20 protein-coding genes and 5 pseudogenes are annotated in these 22444 nt (G+C 35.4%); 12 read left to right on the top strand and 13 right to left on the bottom strand.

All coding sequences use genetic code 11. The features are described from left to right. Positions 1 to 135: 135 nt before the first annotated feature. Entirely contained in the window at positions 136 to 1590 is a 1455-nt protein-coding gene (locus CEF18_RS14255; protein ID WP_110937083.1) for a carbon starvation CstA family protein, read from the bottom strand. Positions 1591 to 2043: 453 nt separating this feature from the next. Between CEF18_RS14255 and CEF18_RS14250 the strand changes: the two genes are divergently transcribed. After that, a complete protein-coding gene (locus CEF18_RS14250) occupies positions 2044 to 3879 on the top strand; it encodes a UbiD family decarboxylase (RefSeq protein ID WP_110937082.1) in 1836 nt (611 codons plus the stop codon). Positions 3880 to 3908: 29 nt separating this feature from the next. Beyond that, positions 3909 to 4778 (top strand): glycoside hydrolase family 43 protein, encoded by an 870-nt coding sequence (locus tag CEF18_RS14245; protein WP_110937081.1) that lies wholly within the window; start codon positions 3909 to 3911, stop codon positions 4776 to 4778. Between the two features lie 56 nt (positions 4779 to 4834). Here CEF18_RS14245 and CEF18_RS14240 read toward each other — a convergent pair whose 3' ends face one another. Both CEF18_RS14240 and CEF18_RS25965 read right to left on the bottom strand, forming a co-directional pair. Then, on the bottom strand, positions 4835 to 5110 hold the full coding sequence (locus tag CEF18_RS14240) for a hypothetical protein (protein ID WP_110937080.1): 276 nt from the start codon (positions 5108 to 5110) through the stop codon (positions 4835 to 4837). Positions 5111 to 5127: 17 nt separating this feature from the next. Then, positions 5128 to 5265, bottom strand: a complete 138-nt coding sequence (locus CEF18_RS25965; RefSeq protein ID WP_183041151.1) for a hypothetical protein — start codon at positions 5263 to 5265, stop codon at positions 5128 to 5130. 314 nt (positions 5266 to 5579) lie between these two features. Here CEF18_RS25965 and CEF18_RS14235 point away from each other — a divergent pair, with 314 nt between their 5' ends. After that, complete coding sequence (locus CEF18_RS14235; RefSeq protein ID WP_110937079.1) at positions 5580 to 5702, top strand: YjcZ family sporulation protein; 123 nt, start codon at positions 5580 to 5582, stop codon at positions 5700 to 5702. 175 nt (positions 5703 to 5877) lie between these two features. Next, positions 5878 to 6309, top strand: a pseudogene (gene tnpA, locus CEF18_RS14230) (IS200/IS605 family transposase). A 467-nt stretch (positions 6310 to 6776) separates the two neighbouring features. On the opposite strand, the gene CEF18_RS14225 reads toward tnpA, so the two are convergent. Continuing rightward, on the bottom strand, positions 6777 to 7136 hold the full coding sequence (locus CEF18_RS14225) for a hypothetical protein (protein ID WP_110937078.1): 360 nt from the start codon (positions 7134 to 7136) through the stop codon (positions 6777 to 6779). 223 nt (positions 7137 to 7359) lie between these two features. Here CEF18_RS14225 and CEF18_RS14220 point away from each other — a divergent pair, with 223 nt between their 5' ends. The 3 genes from CEF18_RS14220 (at position 7360) to CEF18_RS14210 (ending at position 9343) form a co-directional block, all read left to right on the top strand. Next, entirely contained in the window at positions 7360 to 7725 is a 366-nt protein-coding gene (locus tag CEF18_RS14220; RefSeq protein ID WP_110937077.1) for a spore germination protein, read from the top strand. Positions 7726 to 7935: 210 nt separating this feature from the next. Continuing rightward, positions 7936 to 8601: a DUF421 domain-containing protein gene (locus CEF18_RS14215; RefSeq protein ID WP_110937076.1), complete on the top strand. Its 666-nt coding sequence runs from the start codon at positions 7936 to 7938 to the stop codon at positions 8599 to 8601. A 379-nt stretch (positions 8602 to 8980) separates the two neighbouring features. Beyond that, on the top strand, positions 8981 to 9343 hold the full coding sequence (locus CEF18_RS14210; RefSeq protein WP_110937075.1) for a hypothetical protein: 363 nt from the start codon (positions 8981 to 8983) through the stop codon (positions 9341 to 9343). 930 nt (positions 9344 to 10273) lie between these two features. Here the strand turns inward: CEF18_RS14210 and map are convergent. Together map and CEF18_RS14195 are read right to left on the bottom strand one after the other, a co-directional pair. Then, positions 10274 to 11013 (bottom strand): annotated as a pseudogene (gene map, locus CEF18_RS14200) (type I methionyl aminopeptidase). A gap of 103 nt (positions 11014 to 11116) precedes the next feature. Further along, entirely contained in the window at positions 11117 to 12082 is a 966-nt protein-coding gene (locus tag CEF18_RS14195) for a quinone oxidoreductase family protein (RefSeq protein ID WP_110937073.1), read from the bottom strand. 279 nt (positions 12083 to 12361) lie between these two features. Between CEF18_RS14195 and CEF18_RS14190 the strand changes: the two are divergent. Next, a pseudogene (locus CEF18_RS14190) lies at positions 12362 to 12610 on the top strand (IS110 family transposase); the annotation flags it as partial. Here CEF18_RS14190 and CEF18_RS27200 read toward each other — a convergent pair. Then, positions 12532 to 12849: pseudogene (locus CEF18_RS27200) on the bottom strand (HAD hydrolase family protein); the annotation flags it as partial. The pseudogenes CEF18_RS14190 and CEF18_RS27200 overlap by 79 nt on opposite strands. A 301-nt stretch (positions 12850 to 13150) precedes the next feature. On the opposite strand from CEF18_RS27200, the gene CEF18_RS14180 reads away from it, so the two are divergent. The 3 genes from CEF18_RS14180 to CEF18_RS14170 are packed head-to-tail and all read left to right on the top strand — an operon-like array spanning position 13151 to position 16612. Next, complete coding sequence (locus CEF18_RS14180; RefSeq protein ID WP_110937071.1) at positions 13151 to 14485, top strand: spore germination protein; 1335 nt, start codon at positions 13151 to 13153, stop codon at positions 14483 to 14485. Continuing rightward, positions 14478 to 15545, top strand: coding sequence for a GerAB/ArcD/ProY family transporter (locus CEF18_RS14175; RefSeq protein WP_110937070.1), 1068 nt, complete (start codon positions 14478 to 14480; stop codon positions 15543 to 15545). The genes CEF18_RS14180 and CEF18_RS14175 overlap by 8 nt, the downstream gene beginning before the upstream one ends. Beyond that, the gene (locus CEF18_RS14170; protein ID WP_110937069.1) at positions 15542 to 16612 is read left to right on the top strand and encodes a Ger(x)C family spore germination protein; all 1071 of its coding nucleotides are present in this window, start codon (positions 15542 to 15544) and stop codon (positions 16610 to 16612) included. The genes CEF18_RS14175 and CEF18_RS14170 overlap by 4 nt, the downstream gene beginning before the upstream one ends. Positions 16613 to 16735: 123 nt before the next feature. Here the strand turns inward: CEF18_RS14170 and CEF18_RS14165 are convergent, their stop codons facing one another. The 6 genes and pseudogenes from CEF18_RS14165 to CEF18_RS14145 form a co-directional block, all read right to left on the bottom strand. Then, positions 16736 to 17080 (bottom strand): GNAT family N-acetyltransferase, encoded by a 345-nt coding sequence (locus CEF18_RS14165; RefSeq protein WP_223292378.1) that lies wholly within the window; start codon positions 17078 to 17080, stop codon positions 16736 to 16738. A 515-nt stretch (positions 17081 to 17595) separates the two neighbouring features. Further along, positions 17596 to 18045 (bottom strand): NAD(P)H-binding protein, encoded by a 450-nt coding sequence (locus CEF18_RS26495; protein ID WP_223292308.1) that lies wholly within the window; start codon positions 18043 to 18045, stop codon positions 17596 to 17598. A gap of 14 nt (positions 18046 to 18059) precedes the next feature. Beyond that, complete coding sequence (locus CEF18_RS14155; protein ID WP_183041150.1) at positions 18060 to 18701, bottom strand: DUF4386 domain-containing protein; 642 nt, start codon at positions 18699 to 18701, stop codon at positions 18060 to 18062. Positions 18702 to 19496: 795 nt separating this feature from the next. Then, positions 19497 to 19673, bottom strand: a pseudogene (locus CEF18_RS27195) (GNAT family N-acetyltransferase); the annotation flags it as partial. Between the two features lie 35 nt (positions 19674 to 19708). Continuing rightward, positions 19709 to 19855: a hypothetical protein gene (locus tag CEF18_RS25960; protein ID WP_183041149.1), complete on the bottom strand. Its 147-nt coding sequence runs from the start codon at positions 19853 to 19855 to the stop codon at positions 19709 to 19711. A 1111-nt stretch (positions 19856 to 20966) separates the two neighbouring features. Further along, positions 20967 to 21344, bottom strand: a complete 378-nt coding sequence (locus tag CEF18_RS14145) for a MerR family transcriptional regulator (protein WP_110937065.1) — start codon at positions 21342 to 21344, stop codon at positions 20967 to 20969. Positions 21345 to 21524: 180 nt separating this feature from the next. Here CEF18_RS14145 and CEF18_RS14140 point away from each other — a divergent pair, with 180 nt between their 5' ends. Next, entirely contained in the window at positions 21525 to 22364 is an 840-nt protein-coding gene (locus CEF18_RS14140) for an SDR family oxidoreductase (protein ID WP_110937064.1), read from the top strand. Positions 22365 to 22444: the final 80 nt, after the last annotated feature.

The raw sequence follows: 22444 nt of genomic DNA, 5'->3' as shown, positions 1-22444 counted from the left end.
CCAATCACCAGTCCTCTGAGAGTAGTTTTTCTATCGACGTCTAATTTATTCACAGTTTGTGATATAGACGGTTATTAGTAAAAACAGTGAAAAAGCACAAGCTAGTAGCTTGTGCTTTCCATAATGGATCTAGTATTAAGCTGCAGTGTGTTGAGAATCTGAGTTATTATTTTTGTGCGAGATTATTTGTTTTATATACCAGCCAATAATAATCAACGTGAGCGCTGTTCCAATAGCAAGCGAAATATTGTATCCCATGCTAAATCCTTCTGGTGCATAGAAAATGTACGTACATACGACTCCTGACATAAAAATTGCCGGGATGCCGCATATCCAGTGAAATTTACTATTTTTAAGTAAATACATAGCTCCTGTCCAGAGCATTACTGTAGCAACAACTTGGTTCGTCCACCCGACGTAGCGCCACAAAAACGAATAGTCGATGGTAGATAAGAAGAAAGTAGGAATCATAATAAACACCGTTGCAATAATAACGATGAATTTTCCTTTTCCCTGACTAGCCTCTTCCGTTTTCTTAAAACTTTTACTTAATAGTTCAATCAGCATCATTCTTGAAGAACGAATTGCCGTGTCTCCAGTTGTGATAGGTAAAATAATAACTCCTAATATAGCAAGAATTCCACCTAGAGTTCCTAATAAGCTAGTTGAAATTTCATTTACAACACCAGCTGGTCCACCGGCAGTTAAAGCTGCTTGAAGGCCTTCTGTTCCGCCAAAAAAAGTCATGCCGGCAGCTGCCCAAATTAGCGCGATAACTCCTTCTGCAATCATTGCGCCATAGAAAACCTTTCTGCCATCCGATTCTTTTTTTAACGTTCTAGCAATGATGGGACTTTGCGTACTATGAAAACCGGAAATTGCCCCGCAGGAGATGGTTACCATTAACAATGGCCAAATCGGTAAATCTCCTGGATGTAGATTAGCGAACGTTAGGTTAGGAATAGATGTGTCAGAAAACAGTAAGGAGATAGCAATCGAGACTGCCATGAAAATTAAGATTGCCCCGAAGATCGGATAAATTCTCCCGATAATTTTGTTTACTGGTAAAAGAGCGGCTAATACGAAATAACCGAAGATCGCGATGAGAGCCACGATAAAGCTAAGTGGTGTGATTTCTGAAATTAACTGTGCAGGACCTGCTGTGAATGCAGCGGCAACTAGTACCATTAATAAAATAGAAATAACATTGATGAAGCCTTGCATTGTTTTTCCTAAATATCTTCCTACAAGTGTTGGGTATTGTTCCCCGTTATGGCGGATTGAAAGCATTCCGGAGAAATAGTCGTGCACTGCTCCAGCAAAAATACAGCCTACAACAATCCATATAAAGGCAATTGGTCCGTATAAAGCGCCTAAAATGGCCCCGAATATTGGACCTAAACCAGCGATATTCAATAATTGAATGAGACTGCCTTTCCACCAACTCATTGGGACGAAATCCATGCCGTCTGATTTCGTATAAGCGGGTGTTAGTTGCGCGTCATTTATTCCAAAAATTCGTTCGACTACTTTGGAATAAACGATGTATCCGACAATAAGTAATATAATTGCAAATAAGAAAGTTACCATAGTGTGTGTCTCCCTGATGTATGTCATATTATTTAACTATAGAAAATAGTTTAACGACTTAAAGCAAGAAAAACAACCCTTATTTTCAGAAAATACTTATAAATCAAACTAATTGTAATGATGATCATAGGAATAGCAATACGTTTAACGCTTACACAAGTGTTATTTTAAAATAATGGCACTGTTATCATTGATTGTTGTAGTGATTTATTCGTTCAGAGATACTTGAATTCACTAATTGCTTTTTCCGTAGGGAGTCGCAAACTTACTTTGGTTTAGATTCTTTATTTAACAACACCATTTACGTACATGAAAGATATATGATGATCTACTTCTCTTTTTCGCCAGATTATGCGAATATAGAAGTAATATAAAATGTATGAAACTCAGTTATAGCTAGCAAAATAATTCTCTTATATATCGTTAGTTTAAAGAGATTGGAGCAGTTCTATTATGTATCAGAATTTAGAAGATTGTATTATTGATTTAGAAAAAAATGGTCATTTAGTACGCGTGAAAGAAGAAGTTGATCCGCATTTGGAAATGGCTGCGATTCACTTGAAAGTATATGAGGCTGGAGGGCCTGCCTTGTTATTTGAAAATGTAAAAGGCAGTAAATTCAAAGCAGTTTCCAATCTTTTTGGTACTATTGAGCGAAGCAAATTTATTTTTCGCAGTACGTGGGATTCCGTGCAAACTGTTATCGCTTTGCGAAACGATCCGATAAAGGCGTTGAAAAATCCGCTTAAACACGTGAAAACAGGATTAGCAGCATCGACTGCTTTACCGGTTAAGAAAAATAAAAATGCTCCCGTTACTATGGAAGAAATCAGCATTGAAGATATTCCTTCTATTCAACATTGGCCAATGGATGGCGGGGCATTTATTACATTGCCTCAAGTATATACAGAAGATCCGGAAAAGCCGGGGATTATGAATTCGAATCTTGGAATGTATCGTGTTCAACTTAATGGTAACGACTATGAGACCAATAAAGAAATTGGTCTGCATTATCAGATTCATAGAGGTATCGGGGTTCATCAAGCCAAGGCAAATAAGCTTGGAAAACCTTTAAAAGTCAGTATTTTTATAGGGGGACCTCCTGCGCACACTCTATCATCGGTTATGCCTTTGCCGGAAGGAATGAGTGAAATGACTTTTGCCGGATTACTAGCTGGACGTCGTTTTCGGTATAGCTATATTGATGGTTATTGTATTAGTAATGATGCGGATTTTGTAATCACCGGCGAGATTCATCCGAATGATACGAAACCTGAAGGACCTTTTGGGGATCACTTGGGGTATTACAGTCTTACTCATTCATTTCCGGTAATGAAAGTACATAAAGTATATGCAAAATCTAATGCGATTCTACCGTTTACGGTTGTTGGTCGACCGCCTCAAGAAGATACGGTATTTGGGGAAATGATTCATGAGTTAACTGGTGGTGCGGTAAAACAAGAACTACCTGGCGTGAAAGAAGTTCATGCTGTTGATGCTGCAGGGGTCCACCCGTTACTTTTTGCAATTGGGAGTGAACGATATACTCCTTATCAACAAGTAAAACAACCAACAGAAATCCTTACGATTGCAAATAAAATTTTAGGAACTGGACAACTAAGTTTAGCGAAGTTTTTATTTATTACTGCCGAAGAGGATATTCCTTTGAATTCTCATGATGAAACGGCATTTTTGAAGTATATATTAGAACGGATTGATCTGAAAAGAGATCTTCATTTTTACACAAATACAACGATGGATACACTTGACTATTCAGGGACTGGGTTAAATCAAGGAAGCAAAGTTGTTATTGCTGCTTTCGGCGATAAAAAAAGAGAGTTGTGTACGGATGTGCCTGATGGTTTAAAAGATATTAGTAAGTTTGGAAACCCTCAACTAGTAATGCCGGGAGTTGTAGCCATAGAGGGACCGGAATTCCAAAACTATGATCTTGCGCAAAAAGAATTAAAAGAGTTAGATGATACGATTCAAGCAAAGGGTTCCGTAGAATCGTGCCCGATGATCGTATTATGTGATGATAGTACATTTATGAGTGCGACAGACAAAAATTTTCTTTGGGCTACTTTCACACGAAGTAATCCTTCTCATGACATTTACGGAGTGAACAGTTCTTATGAAAACAAACATTGGTCTTGTGAAACAATGATTATTGATGCTCGTATTAAAACTCATCATGCACCACCATTAGTGGAAGATCCAGGAGTGGAGAAACAGATTGAAAGAGTGTTCACGAAGGGAGCGAGCTTGGAGGGAGTGAAAGTCCAATAACAGCTTAAACACTTTGGAGGTATTTTTCTATGAAAAAAGAAGAAATTAGAATAAGAGACCCATTTGTTTTACCGGATAAAGAGAAAAAGCTTTACTATTTATACGGAACAACAGATGAGAATGTGTGGGACGGTGATGGGACAGGATTTGATGCATTTACAAGTGCTGATTTAGAAAATTGGGAAGGGCCTGTTCAGGTTTTTCGTCCAACGAAGGAGTTCTGGGCAACGAAACATTTTTGGGCACCTGAAGTTTATTATTTAAACGAAAAATACTATATGTTCGCATCATTTAAGTCTGAAGATCAATGCCGTGGAACACAAGTTTTAATTTCTAAAAATCCTTTAGGTCCTTTTGTTCCTTTAACAAATAAACCAGTTACTCCTGAAAATTGGGAGTGTCTGGATGGCACCCTCTATATTGATAATCATAATAATCCTTGGATGATTTTTTGTCATGAATGGATACAAGTTCAAGATGGAGAGATATGTGCTATACAGCTTTCCGAAGATTTACGAGAAGCAGTTAGTAATCCTGTTATTCTCTTTAGAGCATCAGAGGCAAAGTGGACGAGAGGAGAAAACAATAATTATGTAACGGATGGTCCATTTTTAATTAAAGACAGTCAAGGTCAGTTAAAGATGTTATGGTCGAGCATCGGAGAGAAAGGATATGCGATTGGCGTTGCCCGTTCCGAAAGTGGAAACATACTGGGACCGTGGGTACAGGAAGCGGAACCACTCTTTGCTGAAAGTGGTGGACATGGCATGCTTTTCGAAACGTTTGAAAAGGACCTACTCCTAACCATTCATTCGCCAAATTCCACTCCGAATGAAAGACCATGTTTTTTTTCGGTAGTAGACGATAATGGACTGAAGTTAGGGAAGAAAAAAGAGTAGTCGTTACTGTTTTTTAGGGGGATTTAAAATTTCTTGGTTTTTTAGAGAGGGTTGATTCAATATAGATAGAGAAGTCGAATCTGCTCAAGGAGGACGCTTTCCGCGGGCAACTGCTTTAGCCACCTCGGGAAAAAGACCATGTCTCTTCCTGGCAACGCTCTGAAGTGGCATCCGTCGAGACAAACTCGAAGAATATTCGTGAAGTATTCAAACTCGCCAAGGACTGTCACGTATCCCTTTTCAAAATAATAAATGAGTTTTTTGTCATGTTCTTCAACAGCACTTAAATCATTATATAAATACGCTTTAAGCGGTTTATCATAAAATCGCATTTATACCTTCCGCCTTACTAACCATCAGTAAGTCTCTCTTTGGCATCTTCATAACTCCAAGTTTCATTCAAAGGCTCACTATTAAAAACTTTCATATATAAATCGATACATTGTTCCAATTTATCAATTGTAATAGGTTCAATTTTTACAACCATGATAACCTCTCCTTTTTTAACATTATATTTATTTGTTTTAACATAAAAATACTTAGTCCTTGTTGAAGTATTCTGCTCCGTTAGCATCACAACAGGAGAAACAGCTTGTTCAACTATTGCTAACCCGTTAGTTCAACAAGCACCTTCTCTTTCCATGTACATTTTTCTCGTACTGTTCACCAGCCAAAAGAATCTTCTTCTTCTTTTGTCCATGATTAATTCGACTGTTTTTTCTATCGATCCGCAATTAACTATTTCGTTTTTTACTTAATTACATAAGATGTACTATCCCTATAGAAAGGGGGTTTTTAATAATGAGTGATTATGGACACGTCTCTCCTGTAGCAGGAAGAAAAGACTCTAATTTTGCGTTAATTGTTGTCTTGTTCATTTTGTTGATTATTGTAGGCGCGGCTTTCGTTAGACCACATTACTAAATTTTTATTGATGCGAGCGCTTATACAAAGTGCTCGCATTTTTATTGCGTCTTTGAAAACCACAGGCTCTGCCTGTGTGAAAATAAACCTTTAAGGGTTGTAACAGAAAAATCTCCATTCGTATAATAGAAGATGGCCGCCAAACGAACTTCTAATAACGAAAGGAGATCAGCTCATGTCGAGCGGCAATAGTCTATCACATACGAGATGGAATTGTAAGTACATCTCGTGTTTATTAGAAGGAAGCTAATATACGGAAAATTGAGAGAGATATAGGAGCAATTTTAAGAAGGTTGTGTGAGATGAAAAATGTAGAAATTATAGAAGCTCATGCAATGCCAGATCACATTCACATGTTAGTAAGAATCCCCCAAAAAATGTCTGTTTCGTACTTCATGTGGTACTTAAAGGGTTAATGATCCATGATAGACATGCAAATTTAAAATACAGTCATGGAAACAGAACTTTTTGGGCAAAAGGATATTACGTGAGTAGAGTAGGATTGAATCAAAAAACGGTAGCGAAATACATTCGAGAGCAAGAAGCAGAAGATCGTTTGCGAGATAACATGAGCAAACGAGAATATGTAGATCCATTCAAAAAATAGAGGGAAGGGCAAACGGTTGGCGGTCAATTAAGAGGAGGATGTCCCAAAAGTTAGTATGTTTGTGAATATTGTAGGCAATGGCTTCGTTGGGCTCCGCACCCGCTATGAGAAAACTCACTCATAGCGGGCTTTTAAAAAATGGAGCGATTCCGCTCATTGCTTTAAAGGGTGTCTCAGAAGGTCTTTTTTGACCTTTTGAGACACCTTCTTTGTTGGTAAAGTGCCCTTATAGGGCGAAATTAAAACCGCCCGTTTTATGGTCGGTTATTTGCTTTCTAATTTCAACCTAATGCGCTATAGCGGTCAAATCCACCATAAAAGTGAGTTGGTTTTTCATCATTCTTGTTCCACTAAGGTGCGTATGTTCAATAAGAAGAACGGAATCCTTTGTGGAAGGATTCTCCCCCAATACTTCAAAAAGGTTACGTTCCTTATTAGAGCCAGCAATTATTCTTGTTTTTTATTTATCAATAATAGTACGGATAAGGATAATAAGGATACGGAGGCGGAGCAATATAAGGTAATAGGGCTAAAGCAGCTAAGGAAGCTAGTGGAAAACCTCGACGTCTAAAACGTCGGAACCTTCTTCTAGGACGACCAAAAGGCCCATAATATTGTCGAGTATCCGATTCATCCCCCTCACTTTCTCGCTCCATTACATCCTCACCAGCTAACACTGTAATATTATCCATATCAACATTTTCAATAATGCCATCAAATGTACTTCCATCTGTCATCGTTAAAGTCACATGATAATACATGTGGTTTCTGCACTCATCATGTAAATCCCTTAAGTGGTTACGGTAATCATGGTTTTCTACATTCACTTTTTACCTCATCTCCCTTCAAATACATGGTATTCACCTAGAAGAAGGGCGTTACTCAATTGTATGTATTAATTACATTCAACAACAATATTTCTCATCATTATTATTAACGTCAGCAATAGGTAAGCATTTTTTACTAACAATGGTTAACAAGGTTCCATGTATATTAAGGTTTAGCGAGGAGATAATTATAACGATGGACTCTTTGGAAGGACTTTAAATAATGGATAAATTCTTAATAGAAATTAAAGATAAGTTCAGAAACAACGATGACTTCTTTCTTCAGGATGAACAAATCCTTGATGTTTCTGTTACCTTAGTAGGAATTAGAACTCTAGTTGATTTCACTCAAACTAAAAGAAAAATTCACAATTATATAGCAAACGCAATTTCCTCAAAAAAAACAATAGGTGAACTATTGAATGAGTTGGGTGAAGTAAAAGAGGAAGATATGACGGAAGCTGTTTCCTCCATTATGAAAGGTAAACTGCTTATTGTTATCAAAGATCAGCATAAATATGTGATCTTAGAACCTGTGCCAAAATTGTTGAGTCGTGCAATTGAAAAACCTACAAATGAAAACGTATAGGACTTAAGATTCCTTGAATTATTTTCCTTGACTCTCCTAATAATAACTACTGTCATACACGACAAACGTAAAAATTGCGAAGGGGTTTTTAAAATGCTAAACAAACAACAATTGCAACTTTTCACATTTTCGTCCTTAAATATTAATACACTATATTAATATTTATTATGTTAACATAATAATAAAATATGACATTCGGGGTTTTAACTAATGGTGATTGAAACTTTAAAGCTATCCGGTTTATTTATATTAGTTTTTATTGTCATGCGTATGCTTGGCAAAACTCTTTTATCACAGTGGACAGCCTATGATCTAGTGACAATTATTTTTTTATCTTATGCAGCACTCGGAGCCGTAAACGTTCAAGGTTTCTTTCATGCTGTAATTTGTATTATTTTAATTGGAGTATTTTATATGGCGTTATCTAAATTGAGCCTGTGTGGAGCGTTAACACATATCATTATTGGAGAACCTACCATTTTAATAAAAAACGGAGAAATTATCCAAACGAACTTAAAACAACTTCGCTATTCTATAACTGAATTATTATCGACCATTCGCTCTTTTGGATATCCAGATATTCAAGATATCAAATATGCAATCTTAGAACCAAATGGTCAAATAAGTGTAATTTCAAAAGGGAATTTACGTCCTTTAACACCTAAAGATCTCAACATAAGTCCCGAATATACAGAGTTTCCAATAACTGTAATTGCGGAAGGGAGAATGAAACATAAAAATCTCTCTTATATTAATAAAACAGAGGAATGGTTAATAAGTGAATTAGAACATAAGGGATACCAAGATCTTCGTACCATTTTTTACGCGTACGTTAAGGGGGACAACGATTCATTAATTATTTTCCCGTATGAATAACACGAGAAATTTTATCCACCAGATCATCTTATCTGGCATGAAACATTACAAATTCATAAATTGACTGCTACAGATGAATCCTCAGGTTTTTGTTACTTCAGACTTAGCTATGCATTATTGGTACTAGAAAAGTAGAATAAAAAGATGTTAATGAAAGGACAAAACAGAGAGAAAAAGATTAATCAGAAATATGATGTGATAATTTTTGTTGATATTTAATTATTATGCACTGGCCATAAACATTATTGAAGAAAAGAGGAGTTTAGTGTAATCACGATAAAAAAATTCGTGTTAAATTAATTATTCAAATTTATCCTATAAAAAGTAACCTCCTTCTTCTAGGTGAATACCATGTATTTGAAGGGAGCTGAGGTAAAAAGTGAATGTAGAAAACCATGATTACCGTAACCACTTTAGGGATTTACATGATGAGTGCAGAAATCACATGTATTATCATGTGACTTTAACTATGACAGATGGAAGTACATTTGATGGCATTATTGAAAATGTTGATTTAGATAATATTACGGTATTAGCTGGTGAGGATGTAATGGAGCGAGAAAGTGAGGGGGATGAATTGGATACTCGACAATACTATGGGGCTTTTGGTCGCCCTAGAAGGAGGTTCCGACGTTTTAGGCGTCGAGATTTCCCACTAGCTTCCTTAGCTGCTTTAGCCTTATTACCTTATGTCTCTCAGTATCCTTACTACTCTTACTATCCTTACTATCCTTACTATTGAAGAATATGAGGTCAGTAGGAGATTACCCAACACCGTGAAGACCAATACGAAGTAACTAGTTAGAAAAAACGGAATATGAAGGAGAGGCGGATATTTCTAGCTTCTTCTTTTTTATTCTTACTGCAACTTTTCTCCCCAAAAGCGCCATAATGGGAGCAAAGCTTGTTGTGCTATCGGTATCCGTTAGCTGAAGAAGAACATTAATTAGCAGTAAAAAACACTTTTCCTTTTTGGTTTTATTTGAAGAAACAATATTGACAACTTCTTTTATGTTTAATAAGTCGTGTTTAGGTTAGAATCAACCATCATTAAACGTAACCTTTTCTCATTTATTAGCGTTATTAGGTGATGAAAGGTTTCTTGCCATTTATCTTTCGAAACATTTTTATTCCAATTCCATAAGTGAAAAATATTAGCATTTACTTTAGCTTTATTAATTTCTCCCCAATTTACTAGTTCCTCAGAAAAGAGACTGATTTTTAAAAATTTGCAGTTTGGGCATACACAAAGGAGGGCGGGTTTCCCTTGATGCGTGTGGCGTAAAGATAGCTGTCAACTTATACATTCTTATCTGTTAAAAAGAAGCCTTTCATTAAGTTGTAGAACTTAATGAAAGACCTCTTAAATTAGCATTCTTAAAAACATGAGCAAAAACCATTAGCATAATTGATATCAATCACCCAAAACCCTTATAAATCAGAGTTTAAGGGGTATATTACATCATGCCGCCCAACTAGTAACCCGATTAATACAGTGAAATGTGTCTCATAAACCTTGTTATATAAGCATATTCACTCAAGTGAAATTAATATAAGAATACACACATGAACATGAGCAAAACATGAGCATTTATCCCTTGTAATTTATTTACTGTGGACTTATTTTAACAAGTTCATCCTTCTACAAACGCGCCTTATCGTATTAATACTCTTACAATGTAGTAATAATCTGCCCTTCCTTTGTAAGAATAATCGTATGTTCGTATTGAGCCACATAGCTTTCATCGGTTAGGATGGTCCATCCATCTTCGGATTGGAAAACTTCCTCTTCAAATGTAGAGATAAAAGGCTCAAAGGCAATTACCATACCATCTTTTAAAATTTCGTCATCCCAGCGAGAGAAGTAATTGAAAATATGGTCTGGTGCTTCATGAATCGACCGCCCAACACCGTGTCCAGTAAGATTTTTTATGACAGTTAAGCCATGCTGTTTCGCCTCATTGTGTACAGCTTTTCCGAGAGCGCTTTTTTTCGAACCTGGTTTTGCCTTCTCAAGTCCAGCGTCGAATGCTTCTTTAGCAACGTCACATATTTTCTGCAAAATTATCTCTCCCTTCCCAACAACAAAGGAAATTCCAGTATCTGCGAAATACCCGTTTTTAGAACCTGAAACATCAATATTTACAAGGTCCCCTTCTTGAATGGTCCGTTCCCTCGGAATCCCGTGCGCTACTTCTTCATTTATGCTAATGCACGTATACCCAGGAAAATCGTATTCTCCTTTTGGTGCAGATTGAGCTCCTGCTTTTTCAAAAATCTCCTCCGCAATTTCATCGAGTTCTTTTGTAGTAATTCCAGGTTTAGTACATTGGACTAATTTATCTCGAATCGATCCACAGATTTCACCAATTTCTCTTAACCATTAAAATCCTCTTCAGTCTTTGCAATCATCGTGTATTCTCCCTTTTTAAAGCATTTTATGATTTCATTCCATTTAGGTTCTATTATAAACGGAACGGCTTTTTCTTCAACAAAATGGCCCTTATTGTGATATTTAAACTTTAAGCAAAACCTTCCCTTCATAATTACGACTCTCGATTAATTTATGTGCTTCTGCTACATTACTTAAATTAAAAACTTGTGCTATCGGGATGGTGATTTGTTTTGACTCAAATAGTTCTATAACTTTTTCTGCAACAGGCGCTAATCGTACTGGATTATGTTTTCTTGTTGTGCCTAAGCTAAATCCCTTAATATTTCTACAGCTACTATGAACATCACTTGTCTTAAAAGTACCAGCTTTACCACTACTATTTCCAAATTGTACGAGTGTGCCATATAATGCTAAGCAATGTAAACTCATGCTTGTAACATCACCAGCAACTGAATCAAAAATAATATTTGCACCTTTATTATCTGTTTGCGTTAAAACTTCTTCTGTAAATGTATCGTAAGTGCATACAACATCAGCCCCTAATTTCTTCACATAATTTACTTTGTCTTTACTTCCAACCGTTGTAATAATCTTTTGAACTCCAGTTAATTTAGCTAATTGTACGAGCATCGAACCAACTCCGCCAGCAGCACTATGTATAACAATGGAGTCAGACTTTTGTATTTGTCCAATTTCATGTAAAAGAATGTACGATAAGATTGATACAGTGGGCATTGCTGCAGCCTGTTCAAATGAAAGACTATCTGGAATTTTAAAAACTAATTGTTCATTTGCAATAACATATTCTGCATATGAACCACCTTTAGGAAAAGCAATCACACGATCTCCCATTGAAAATGACGAATTAAGAGCAGCATCTACAACTGTTCCTGCACAATCCAAACCTAATAATAATGGGAAATTCCCCTTTCCTTTTTTTCCATTACGTGTTTTTATATCTGCATAGTTCACACTTGTAAACGCTACTTTAATTAAACATTCGTTATCATCTATTTGTGGTATTTTAACATCTGAGTAAGAAAGTACACTTGTATCGCCGAATTCATTTTGGACTATGGCTTTCATTATTATACCATTCCTTTCCATATTTTCATTTTAAATATCGCCATCAGGTAATTGATAATGCAACTTGAATAGTGTTATGAAACTTCATAAGATTTTCTAATCTGCTGCTTATGAAACTATCCTGCGTCGTTAGTTTAATAATTATGGTATTTCCTTATTAAAGGATTCTCCCCCAATAGCATTCCTGTAGATCGTATTTATCAGGTTTGTTAAAAAAAGAGCTCCTCTGTAAAATGATTATAGACACGAACACAAATCATTCTAAGGAGGAAGCTCTAAATGAAGTATAAAATGCAATACAAACAAAATCAATTGATTGAAAGAATTTCAGACAGTCATCTCGTTGTTGGTGTTGATATTGCCCAACATATCCATGTGGCTCGTGCAGTGAATTTCCGCGGTATTGTTGTAGGTGATCCCCTATCCTTCGAAAATAATGAGGATGGATTTCATAGGTTAAATGAGTGGATCAACGAGCTAAATCGTAAAAACAATTTACAATCAACGATTGTTGGGATGGAACCAACGTGGTGTGTGTTTAAGGATAAATATAATGTCTCAGGTCTTTGATAATACTCAATAGAATATGAAAATTCGTGAATAATTTCTTTTGTGTCTGTTTTTAAAGTAATAGCACCATCATTAGAAACTAATATTCCTTTAAATCCTAACTTCTTTATCATCCATTTTGTTTGCATAAAATATCTTCCCGTAGCTATAACCAAAATCACTCCTGCATCTTGAGCTTTTTTTAAAGCCTCAATGTGTTTTGAGGAATGTTTCCATTACTATCTAACAATGTGCCATCTAAGTCTAAAGCTACTAATTTATAATTCAATACACTACCTATTTCCACAATTTTCTAACTATTTTTGTCATATAAGGAATAATATCGTCCTAACCTGCTTTAATGGTTAAACAAGGATAAAGCGACACCTTATTTTGCTAACGCACCCGTTCGCTTAATTAGAATATCCATCTTACTATCAATGGTTAACAAGGTTCCATGTATATTAAGGTTTAGCGAGGAGATAATTATAATAATGGACTTTTGGGGGGATTCAAATTATGGATGAATTCTTAATAAAAATTAAAAATAAGTTTAGAAACAACGATGATTTGTTCCTTCAGGAAGAACAAATCCTTGATGTTTCCGTTATCTTCATAGGATTTAATACCCTAATTGATTTAACTAAAACTAAAAGAACCCTTCACAAACATATAGCAAACGCAATTTCCTCAAAAAAAACAATAGGTGAACTATTGAATGAGTTGGGTGAAGTAAAAGAGGAAGACATGACGGAAGCTATTTCCTCCATTATGAAAGGTAAACTGCTTATTGTTATCAAAGATCAGCATAAATATGTGATCTTAGAACCTGTGCCAAAATTGTTGAGTCGTGCAATTGAAAAACCTACAAATGAAAATGTTCTACAGGGTCCACTAAGTTCATTCAATGAAGATATCGAAACCAACATTGGCCTGATTAGAAAGCAAATTAACTCAAGTAAAATACGGGCGGAATTCTTTTCGGTCGGTCCTGAACAGAAAACTAAACTTTCATTACTTTACTTTGATGGACAAGTAGATAAAAAGTTGGTGGAGAAAGTCAAGTTATTACTTGAAAAAAATCAAGACCGAGAACTAAATAACTTACAAGATTTAACAGAAGTATTAGGGTTTTCTGGTTGGTCTGTCATCACAAAATTCAATGTTACTGAACTTCCTTCGGAAACCGTTCCTTACTTACGAAAAGGAAGAATAGTATTACTTGTTGATAGGTTTCCTTTTGCCCTTATTATTCCGTGTTTTTTATGGGATATGTTTACCCTTGAAAACGACCGAAATTTCCCCATCCCCTTGATGACTTCAATACGCACAGTTCGGGTCATCGGAATTCTGATAACTTTATTCCTACCGGCTCTATATGTTGCGCTTGTAGCAGTCAATCCCGAAGTTCTACGACTAGAACTAGCATTGACTATTGCTCAAAGTCGAGAAGCAATACCGTATCCTGCGTTAGTCGAGATTATACTGATGCTCATAATAATGGAATTAATCATTGAAGCTACGGTCAGGCTGCCAAGTACAATCGGTCCAACAATTACAATGGTTGGCGGGATCATTCTTGGACAGGCTGTAGTGGAAGCCAAACTTGTAAGCACTTTACTGATAATTATACTTGCAGCTACAACGATTGCGAATTCAACATTGGTTGGAATACAAAATTTCTTAGCTGTCCGTTTTTTAAAATATTTAATGGTCATCTTGGCATCCATTTATGGAGTTTTAGGAATATTGGGGGGGATGGTATTGATCAGTGCATATCTAGCCAGTATTGAAACGTTCGGGATATCGTATCTTCACTTAAATTATGAAAAGGAAGGAACAAAGTATGGATAAGAGTTTTCATGTTGTTCTAATGTATCTCCTGGTTCATTTTGGGCTCATATTTTTTTTATTCCCAAACGATATCATCAGTAGCTCAGATGAAGGACAGTGGATGCCGATCTTGATTGGTCTCATTGTACACTTTGTTTTTGTTTATATCTATATGAGAGGATTGAGTTTTCTCCCAGAAAAGAACATTATCCATATTTATTCTGAGATTAGCAATGGTCTTGCAGTTTTTATTCTATTACCTGTATTCATTTATTTGTTGTTGACAAATATCATCGGGGTTCGAGCTTATTCAGAAATAGTAACCATTGTCTTTTTATCGAATACTCCGTCATGGGCCATCATCGTCTTATTGCTTTTAATATCAGCTTACTTAGCTTCCAAAGGAGTAGAAGTGATTTTCCGCACAGGGGTAATATTAGCATTTGTTATTTTTCCAATCATCTTATTTGTATTGATTGCTTCCTTTCAGAACGTTGATTGGCGATATCTATATCCACTCTTCAACGATGATTTCCGCTTCATTACAAACCCTTCTTACTTGAAAAGTTTTTCAGCATTTACAGGAGGGTTTTTATTTCTTGGATTCGTGTCACCATTTCTTACTTATAAAAGAAAAAAAGTGCTGATTGCAGCAGCTATCCTTATACCATTTTTTTTGTTGGCAGTGTACATTCCAGTCCTTACTTTTGGCCATAGTACTTCTTCAACGTTTTTGTTTCCATATATCATGGCAGTTGACTCTACTTATCTCAATTGGCTGATGTTCGATAGAGTTACGATGTTCTTTATCTTATGTCTGATTACTTTTATTATAGTTCAAGTTTCACTGTTATTATGGATGGCTAGTCAGATTATCAACCACTGGATACCACATAATCCTATTTATAGTGTTGTCACATTAGTTATAATCATTTTCATCACTTCCCTGATGATTACCAATTGGGAGACTGTTGAACACCTATTATGGTTGAATTCATTTTTACGGTTCTACGTAATATTCACGGTTACCTTATCTATTTATAATATTGGACGCCGCTCAAAAAGGAAGGGACTATCATGAGAACACTTACCTTGATAATATTGACCTCTCTATGTTCATTGCTTCTTTTAAGCGGATGTTGGGACACTAAAGATCTCAATCACCGCTCTTTACCGATTGCAATGGGGGTTGCTTTGGAAGATGATAATTATGAAATACACCTCCAGATACCTGACACTAATCAAGAATCTGTTGAGATTAAAATCGTTTCAGAAAAAGGACAATCAATTAGTAAAGCAATAGACAAACTTAGTGCTAATATGGAAAGTCAGATTGATTTACTCCATACGAAAGTAATTGTCATCGATAAAGACTTAGCGACAAAAGGGTTTAAAGATCTCATCTCCGGATTTATGAGAGACCGCGAAGTTTCCCCTAAAGCCTTAGTTGTAGTGAGTGATGAAAAAATCGAAACTCTTTTTTCTAAACTTAAAAACACGACGGACCCTCAAGGAACAAATCTTTTTGATTTTTTTGACAAGGAAGCAGGATGGAACCCGCAAATTTCACTGACAAGAGTGTGGCAAGTCTATCGAAGTTTTTATTCATACACAAAAGACGTTGCTATACCCATTATCAAATCAGGTGACAGTACAACAGTGGAACACCTTGGGTCCGCTGTCATTAAAAATGACAAGATGGTTGAAAGTATTAATACAGAAGAAACATTACTTCTAAATGCATTCTATAATGAAAGCACCTCTGGAAAAGTCGAAGTAATGGATGAAGCAACATTAATGATTGTCAGCAATTCTATGGATCATAAAAGTCAGTTTATTAATCAAATACCTTACTTAAAAAGCCAGCTAAATTTAAAAGTAGTACTCTTGGAGACTACAGATAACCCTACTACAAAAGAAATAAAAACATCTCTTGAAACACTACTTACTGAACGCTTCAACGAGATGTTCACAAAAATACAAGAGAGTGAAGCTGATATTTTAGGGGTGGGACAATACTTCAGAACCAAAATTCCTAGAGAACAGCTGAAAAACTGGAGATCCGAATATTACCCTAATTTAAGAATGGATCTTCAAATTCATGTGGTCATTCAAAATGAGGGACAATTAAAATTAGTGGATCATTAACCAAAATTCAATCTCAATCCCTTTTCACTAAGAGGTTTGTGAGCTGACAAAAAAGAAAGATTTAAAACCCCCGTTTTTGCTTATTAAATGATAGCACCCGTTAATTGAAGTATATAATTGTGGTTAATTTCCTTTTAAGTATTCACTTTTTAATAATCCCATTAAATAAATATTGTGCCATTTCCCGTTTCTATATAATGACTCTCTTAGTTTACCTTCAACTTGGAAATCCAATTTTCCATACATTCTAATTGCTTTTTCATTAAAAGAAAATACCTTTAGACCAACTCGATGTAAATTAAGCTCAATAAATACGTAATCTAAAAGCAATTGAAATGCTTCTTTTCCGTACCCTTTACCCCAGTAATCTTTTTCACCAATCATAATTAAGATTTCAGTATTCCTATGCTCATAGTCTAGAAATGGTAACGCAACTCGCCCAATTTCTTTATTTGTCTTTTTGTCTATAATTTATATAGTTTTTTCGGTCCTTGATTTTATCACAAAACTGTTCGATGTCCTCCAGACTATATAAGTCAGAAGAGTCACTCATATACATGTACACCTCGGTATCGCTTCCCAATAATAGCCATCAAGGTCTATTAAATAACCACGCCGTGTTAAGAGTAGTGCCCGACTGAAAAACACCAAAGCGCACGGACGCACTTTGGCATCCTCATAAAAGAAAGTGCAATTCTACTCATCGCTTTTTATTATCAATTTATTATAAATTACTGGAGTCTTAAACTGCCAATCCTTCCATGTTTTATCAACTGTCACTAGTTCAGTCATAAAATGACTTACATTAATTCTGCTAGTTTTACCTGCATTGAATATTGGACTTCTTACAGGAGATTCGCAAACTTCATATATACTTTAATTCATCATGGTTGACTAATGTATCGGGTCGTACTACAAACCAATATCTTTTAGTCCTTTTTACCAATTTCGGTAATCAGATAATTTGCAGCATTGACGTTATCTCAATGAGGAGGGAGCAAAAGCTTCAGTAAGGAAAGGATTATTTTTTCTCCCATAGAATTTGTCTCTCTCGATAAAGAATTCGTATAAGCTGTTGTACCCATAAGTATAAGCTTTACTTTTTTGTTAGCCTTATTTTTGACTGCCCCACTTATTCTTTTTATTGCATCAAACACTAAATAACGAGGTATACCAAACAACCCTTTGAGCGTAACATTGTGACCAAGACACGAGATAATGACATTACACTCACCTATAAGGTTATTTATCTCAGAATCATTTAATTCGTTGATATTTCCCTCCACTATTTCCACTAATGGATTTTCTAGTATTTCTTCAGGAAGAACCGCACTTTTTCTAATGACAATCCGAGAATATATTTGTTTTTCAATTAATTGTTTGACCACTTGTTTTCCGGTAGCGCCGCTTGCTCCAAGAACTAATACTCTCATTTTCTAACTCCTTTTTAATTAGATTTATTTTCGTGGGGATTGAACCCTCTGACTATCAGAAGTATAGCTAGAACAAGCTCGCCAAAGGCTATTGGTGCATTTAAAATAAGGTAGACTGGGCTCACTAATTTTATGATGTTCAACATCAACATAATCGTAGCAAGGAGAGTAAATGTAGAACCAATAATACCCCATATCGATAACCATCTTGGGATGAGTCTAATTTTATATAGGCAATAATAGAGTATCAAACCGCCAATACTCCATGGCAATACCATTCCTATATGATTCAGAATATCTCTACCTTGTCTTAGTAATTCACCCGTTATTTGAAAATACGATGAGTTAACCTCGCTGGTAATTACATAACTCTGACTCAACCATAATAAAAGAAGGAGTGGGCCTATACCTGCAAAGAGAAATCCAGCTCCGATAATCCTTAAACCTAAGTATCCTGTCGCTAAACTTTCGTTGTATTTTTTAATTATTGGATATAATAACACGGCAATACTTACATATACCACTGCCATTGCTGCCTGAAAAAAAGTTGCAATCAGTACTTGCATTTCGATTTCTGACAACTTTACAAGATAATCTGGATACTCTAACGCTGGAACAGAACTAAGTATTCCAAATACAAAACTTAATACCAACAATAACCCTAGAATTATAGCTGTTTTTCTGTCTGATTTAATGATTATTCACTCCTTTTTTTAATGAAATTGATGGTATAATCGAGTAGTCATTTCAATTTGTTCACATAGACTCCCTAACTATCACACCCAGCATAATAACAATCCAAAAAACAAACCACGATGCCGAGGCACCTTTACCTCAGTTGGGCATTACACTTAACGTTTCGTGCTTAAGACTTTCCCCTCGAGCTTACAGCGCCTGCTGGGCGTACCACAAATAACCAAAAGAGTTATCCAACTATTCTTCCCGTTAGCACCATGACGAAAGCGCAGGCTTTTGTAACTACCGCTCCCCCATTTGTTTAAGGGGAATATTTCACAAAGAAACTATTTTGACGATATTTTTTTTAAACTCGAAAAACGGTATAAACCTACTATTAAAAAAATAAAAGCAATCAATTCAATTATTTTTGGAATAAGAGAAAGTAATGCTACCAATTCCCCGACAGTCATTTCTAACATTAGAGCATTATCCTCTGATACAAGCGTGTCTATATAGCGTCTTACTAAAGGCGGTGATACGAATAAATAGATTTCATGAATTATCAATAAAAAGAAAAAATAAACACCTGATTTAAATAAATGAATTTAACTATACCAAAGTCCGATTATAAGAAATACTAAAAATAAAATAGGAATTATAATTCCACCAGTAACTCCACTTATATTCCCAACAAAATAATAACCCCTTATTCCACTCTTCCACCAGTTACTTTAAGTACATTCTTCACAAGCTCTTCTTTCAAGAAATTACATTTATATAGTGGCATATACATTTACGTCTTGTGCGTCTAATACAATTTTCTTATCTAATTCCATTCTTATTTTATTTGCAACTTTTTTAGAAGCCAAATTTTCAGGTTGAATTAGTGCAATAAACCTTTGTTTATTAAGTTGTTTATTACCATATTCCAAAAGTGCCTTAGCTGATTCTGTTGCATACCCTTACCCCCAATGTTTCGGCATATCTAATAGCCTATTTCTATTTCCTCATTACCATCAATCAGTTGCGGAACCAAACCAGGGTGACCAATTAGAGTGTTATCTTCTTTATTAACTAAAACCATTAAACCCATATCTTCACCAAATTCATATGTACTATATATCCAATTCAAAAACTCCTTGCCACACTTTCCGTTTGATATTAGCAATGTTATCAGAGTTATGACAATAGCTATTGTCATGCAGTAATTTTGTTTGTTAATTGGGTTATTAATTAAAAGATAAATGAAGTTACTTCATTGATTTAACAATGAATAAAAGAGGCTAATTCGATTGTTATTTTTTATTTTGTCTCCGAATACAGAACCCATTATAAGTAAATTGCCTTTTTAAAAAGTTGTTGCTTGGAAGAATCCTCGACACCCCGTAGAGCGTTAGTTAGAAGGGGTCTGAAAAAGTCGATTTTTACTTTTTTAGTGCCTATTGACGCAATGAGCGAAGCATCCGCATTTTTAAAAAGCCTATTAGTAACGCCTTTCTCCTGATAGGCGAGCGGTATTCTTCCACACAACCTTCGATGATTACAGAGCAACAAAATAGGTGAAAAAGAAATGATGTTTGTTCTTAACGAGATGCTTACCTAGCTAAAAGTTAAATTCAGTGGATTAAAGTGTTTGTATTCAAAAAGTGTTACGATGGAAGATAGAAGTCTTTAAGAGTTCGTTCAAAAAGGTATGTGCAATGGCTACACACGCTGCTTGTTGGTTCTGAGAAAATCACTCAGACAATGCATCGACTTAGCTCATTGCTTAGAGGATGTTCAAAAGGTAAGCAAAACTACCTTTTTGAACATCCTCTTTTAGTGACACTCGCACCGATAAAACGGTCACCCTGAGTGGCGCTATAGAAAGATTATAGGTACACTCAGACTGCCATGCTCACCTCTATATGGCACCAATATTTACTATCAGTTGCCTTGCACTTATTTAATAGATTAATGCGCTTTAATATTTTAAGAATAAACGCAATTACAATCGTTTTAACTCATTTGCATCCTTTTTAGAGTGATAACATGAATGTAGTATTTTTTATGTGCTTTATTACTTTAGGTGTTGCTTTGAAATAAAGTTTTATCAAAAATCCCTCTCAAACTCTCTTATTACGTCAAAATAAAAGAATCCATTTAGCAAAAATGATTGATCAAAATGGATTCTTTTGTTTTGAAAAAAATTTTCATAAAAAAGTTTTATCATTTTCGTGCTATGTTCTCTTTTACCTTTCTATTTATGGGAATTTGTCAATTTTCTTTTCTTGTACTTCATAGAGGGCCATCTTGTAGTTGATTAGTTCTAATGTTTTCATAAGTTTATTGATATGTTTTGTGACTTTTTCCTTTTGATTGGACATTAATTTCTTTCGCCTTGCTAAAGTGCTATCCCCAATCTGGTAAAGCTCTACATATTCTTTAATTTCTTTTAATGGTAATCCGGTAGAACGTAACACCTGAACACATTCAATCCATTCAATATCCCCCTGGCTATAGGTACGAAACCCATTTTTATCCCTTTTAACATAGGGAAGCACTCCTTCTTTTTCATAAAAACGCAATGTATAGGGAGTTACATCAGTTATTTTTGAAACTTCTTTTACGGTAAAGGACATCTATTTCTCACCTCTCTTAATCTTATAGTTACTCTAAGGTTATTGTACGATATATATCCTTGTAAAATTCTATTTTTACCCAAAAACAAGGTAGAATAGCAGATATTTTTTTTGATTTGACTTATAGAATACTCTAATTGCTAAACTATAAAAGTAACTAAAAAAAGGAGATGATAATACATGAGGAATAATCTGGTATGGTTTATTACGGGTGCTTCTAAAGGAATGGGACTTACTTTAACAAAAAAACTGTTAGGAAAAGGGTTTAAGGTAGCTGCCACATCGAGAAATATAGAGTTATTAAAGGAAGGAGTAGGAGAAAGTGAAGATTTTCTACCTATAAAATTAAATTTAAGCGATGAAGAAGATGTGAAGCAGGCAATTGCACAAACAATAAGCAAATTTGGACAATTGCATGTTGTAGTAAATAATGCGGGGTACGGACAAATTGGATATTTTGAAGAGATTTCTGATGCAAAGACAAGACAAAATTTTGAAGTCAATGTTTTTGGTACGTTTAATGTAGTACGCCAAGTTCTGCCACAATTGCGTAAACAGAGATTTGGCAGGATAGTAAATTTCTCTTCAACAGCAGGATTCTACGGATTTGGCGGAAGTTCAATTTATGCTGCAACTAAATTTGCAGTTGATGGATTCAGTGAATCTTTATCGCAGGATGTAGAACCATTTGGGGTTAGAGTTATTGCTGTAAAGCCGGGTTATTTCCGAACAAGTTTCTTATCAGAAGAATCAATAGGGATTAGACCAGACATTCCCATTGATGATTATAAACAAGCAAGGGAAGCACAAATCGAAGCTATCCAGCAGTACGACAGAAACCAGCCAGGAGACCCAGAAAAAGGGATGGATGTTTTGATTAAGGCAGTACAATCAGAAAATCCTCCTTTACATTTATTTCTAGGGAAAGACGCATATGAGGTTGCGGAGCAGAAAATATTAAATGTCCAAAAAGATTTAAATGAATGGAGAATTCATGGAACCACTACAGATTTCGACTAAAATAATAATCTAATAAAAAACAGTAAACTTTCTTTCAAAGAGTTATTCGGCAACACCTACCTTATATTGTATTTGGAGTA

This window comes from Salipaludibacillus neizhouensis (genome assembly GCF_002886185.1).
In the GTDB taxonomy this organism is placed as follows: domain Bacteria; phylum Bacillota; class Bacilli; order Bacillales; family Salisediminibacteriaceae; genus Salipaludibacillus; species Salipaludibacillus neizhouensis.
Note: the sequence above shows the minus strand (reverse complement) of the source record. Positions and strands in the feature narration are given on the sequence as shown.

Excerpts from the sequence above, each read along its gene's own strand:
- CEF18_RS14255 (WP_110937083.1), bottom strand. The coding sequence starts at position 1,590 with ATGGTAACTTTCTTATTTGCAATTATATTACTTATTGTCGGATACATC.
- CEF18_RS14250 (WP_110937082.1), top strand. The coding sequence starts at position 2,044 with ATGTATCAGAATTTAGAAGATTGTATTATTGATTTAGAAAAAAATGGT.
- CEF18_RS14245 (WP_110937081.1), top strand. The coding sequence starts at position 3,909 with ATGAAAAAAGAAGAAATTAGAATAAGAGACCCATTTGTTTTACCGGAT.
- CEF18_RS14240 (WP_110937080.1), bottom strand. The coding sequence starts at position 5,110 with ATGCGATTTTATGATAAACCGCTTAAAGCGTATTTATATAATGATTTA.
- CEF18_RS25965 (WP_183041151.1), bottom strand. The coding sequence starts at position 5,265 with ATGGTTGTAAAAATTGAACCTATTACAATTGATAAATTGGAACAATGT.
- CEF18_RS14235 (WP_110937079.1), top strand. The coding sequence starts at position 5,580 with ATGAGTGATTATGGACACGTCTCTCCTGTAGCAGGAAGAAAAGACTCT.
- CEF18_RS14220 (WP_110937077.1), top strand. The coding sequence starts at position 7,360 with ATGGATAAATTCTTAATAGAAATTAAAGATAAGTTCAGAAACAACGAT.
- CEF18_RS14215 (WP_110937076.1), top strand. The coding sequence starts at position 7,936 with ATGGTGATTGAAACTTTAAAGCTATCCGGTTTATTTATATTAGTTTTT.
- CEF18_RS14195 (WP_110937073.1), bottom strand. The coding sequence starts at position 12,082 with ATGAAAGCCATAGTCCAAAATGAATTCGGCGATACAAGTGTACTTTCT.
- CEF18_RS14180 (WP_110937071.1), top strand. The coding sequence starts at position 13,151 with ATGGATGAATTCTTAATAAAAATTAAAAATAAGTTTAGAAACAACGAT.
- CEF18_RS14175 (WP_110937070.1), top strand. The coding sequence starts at position 14,478 with ATGGATAAGAGTTTTCATGTTGTTCTAATGTATCTCCTGGTTCATTTT.
- CEF18_RS14170 (WP_110937069.1), top strand. The coding sequence starts at position 15,542 with ATGAGAACACTTACCTTGATAATATTGACCTCTCTATGTTCATTGCTT.
- CEF18_RS26495 (WP_223292308.1), bottom strand. The coding sequence starts at position 18,045 with ATGAGAGTATTAGTTCTTGGAGCAAGCGGCGCTACCGGAAAACAAGTG.
- CEF18_RS14145 (WP_110937065.1), bottom strand. The coding sequence starts at position 21,344 with ATGTCCTTTACCGTAAAAGAAGTTTCAAAAATAACTGATGTAACTCCC.
- CEF18_RS14140 (WP_110937064.1), top strand. The coding sequence starts at position 21,525 with ATGAGGAATAATCTGGTATGGTTTATTACGGGTGCTTCTAAAGGAATG.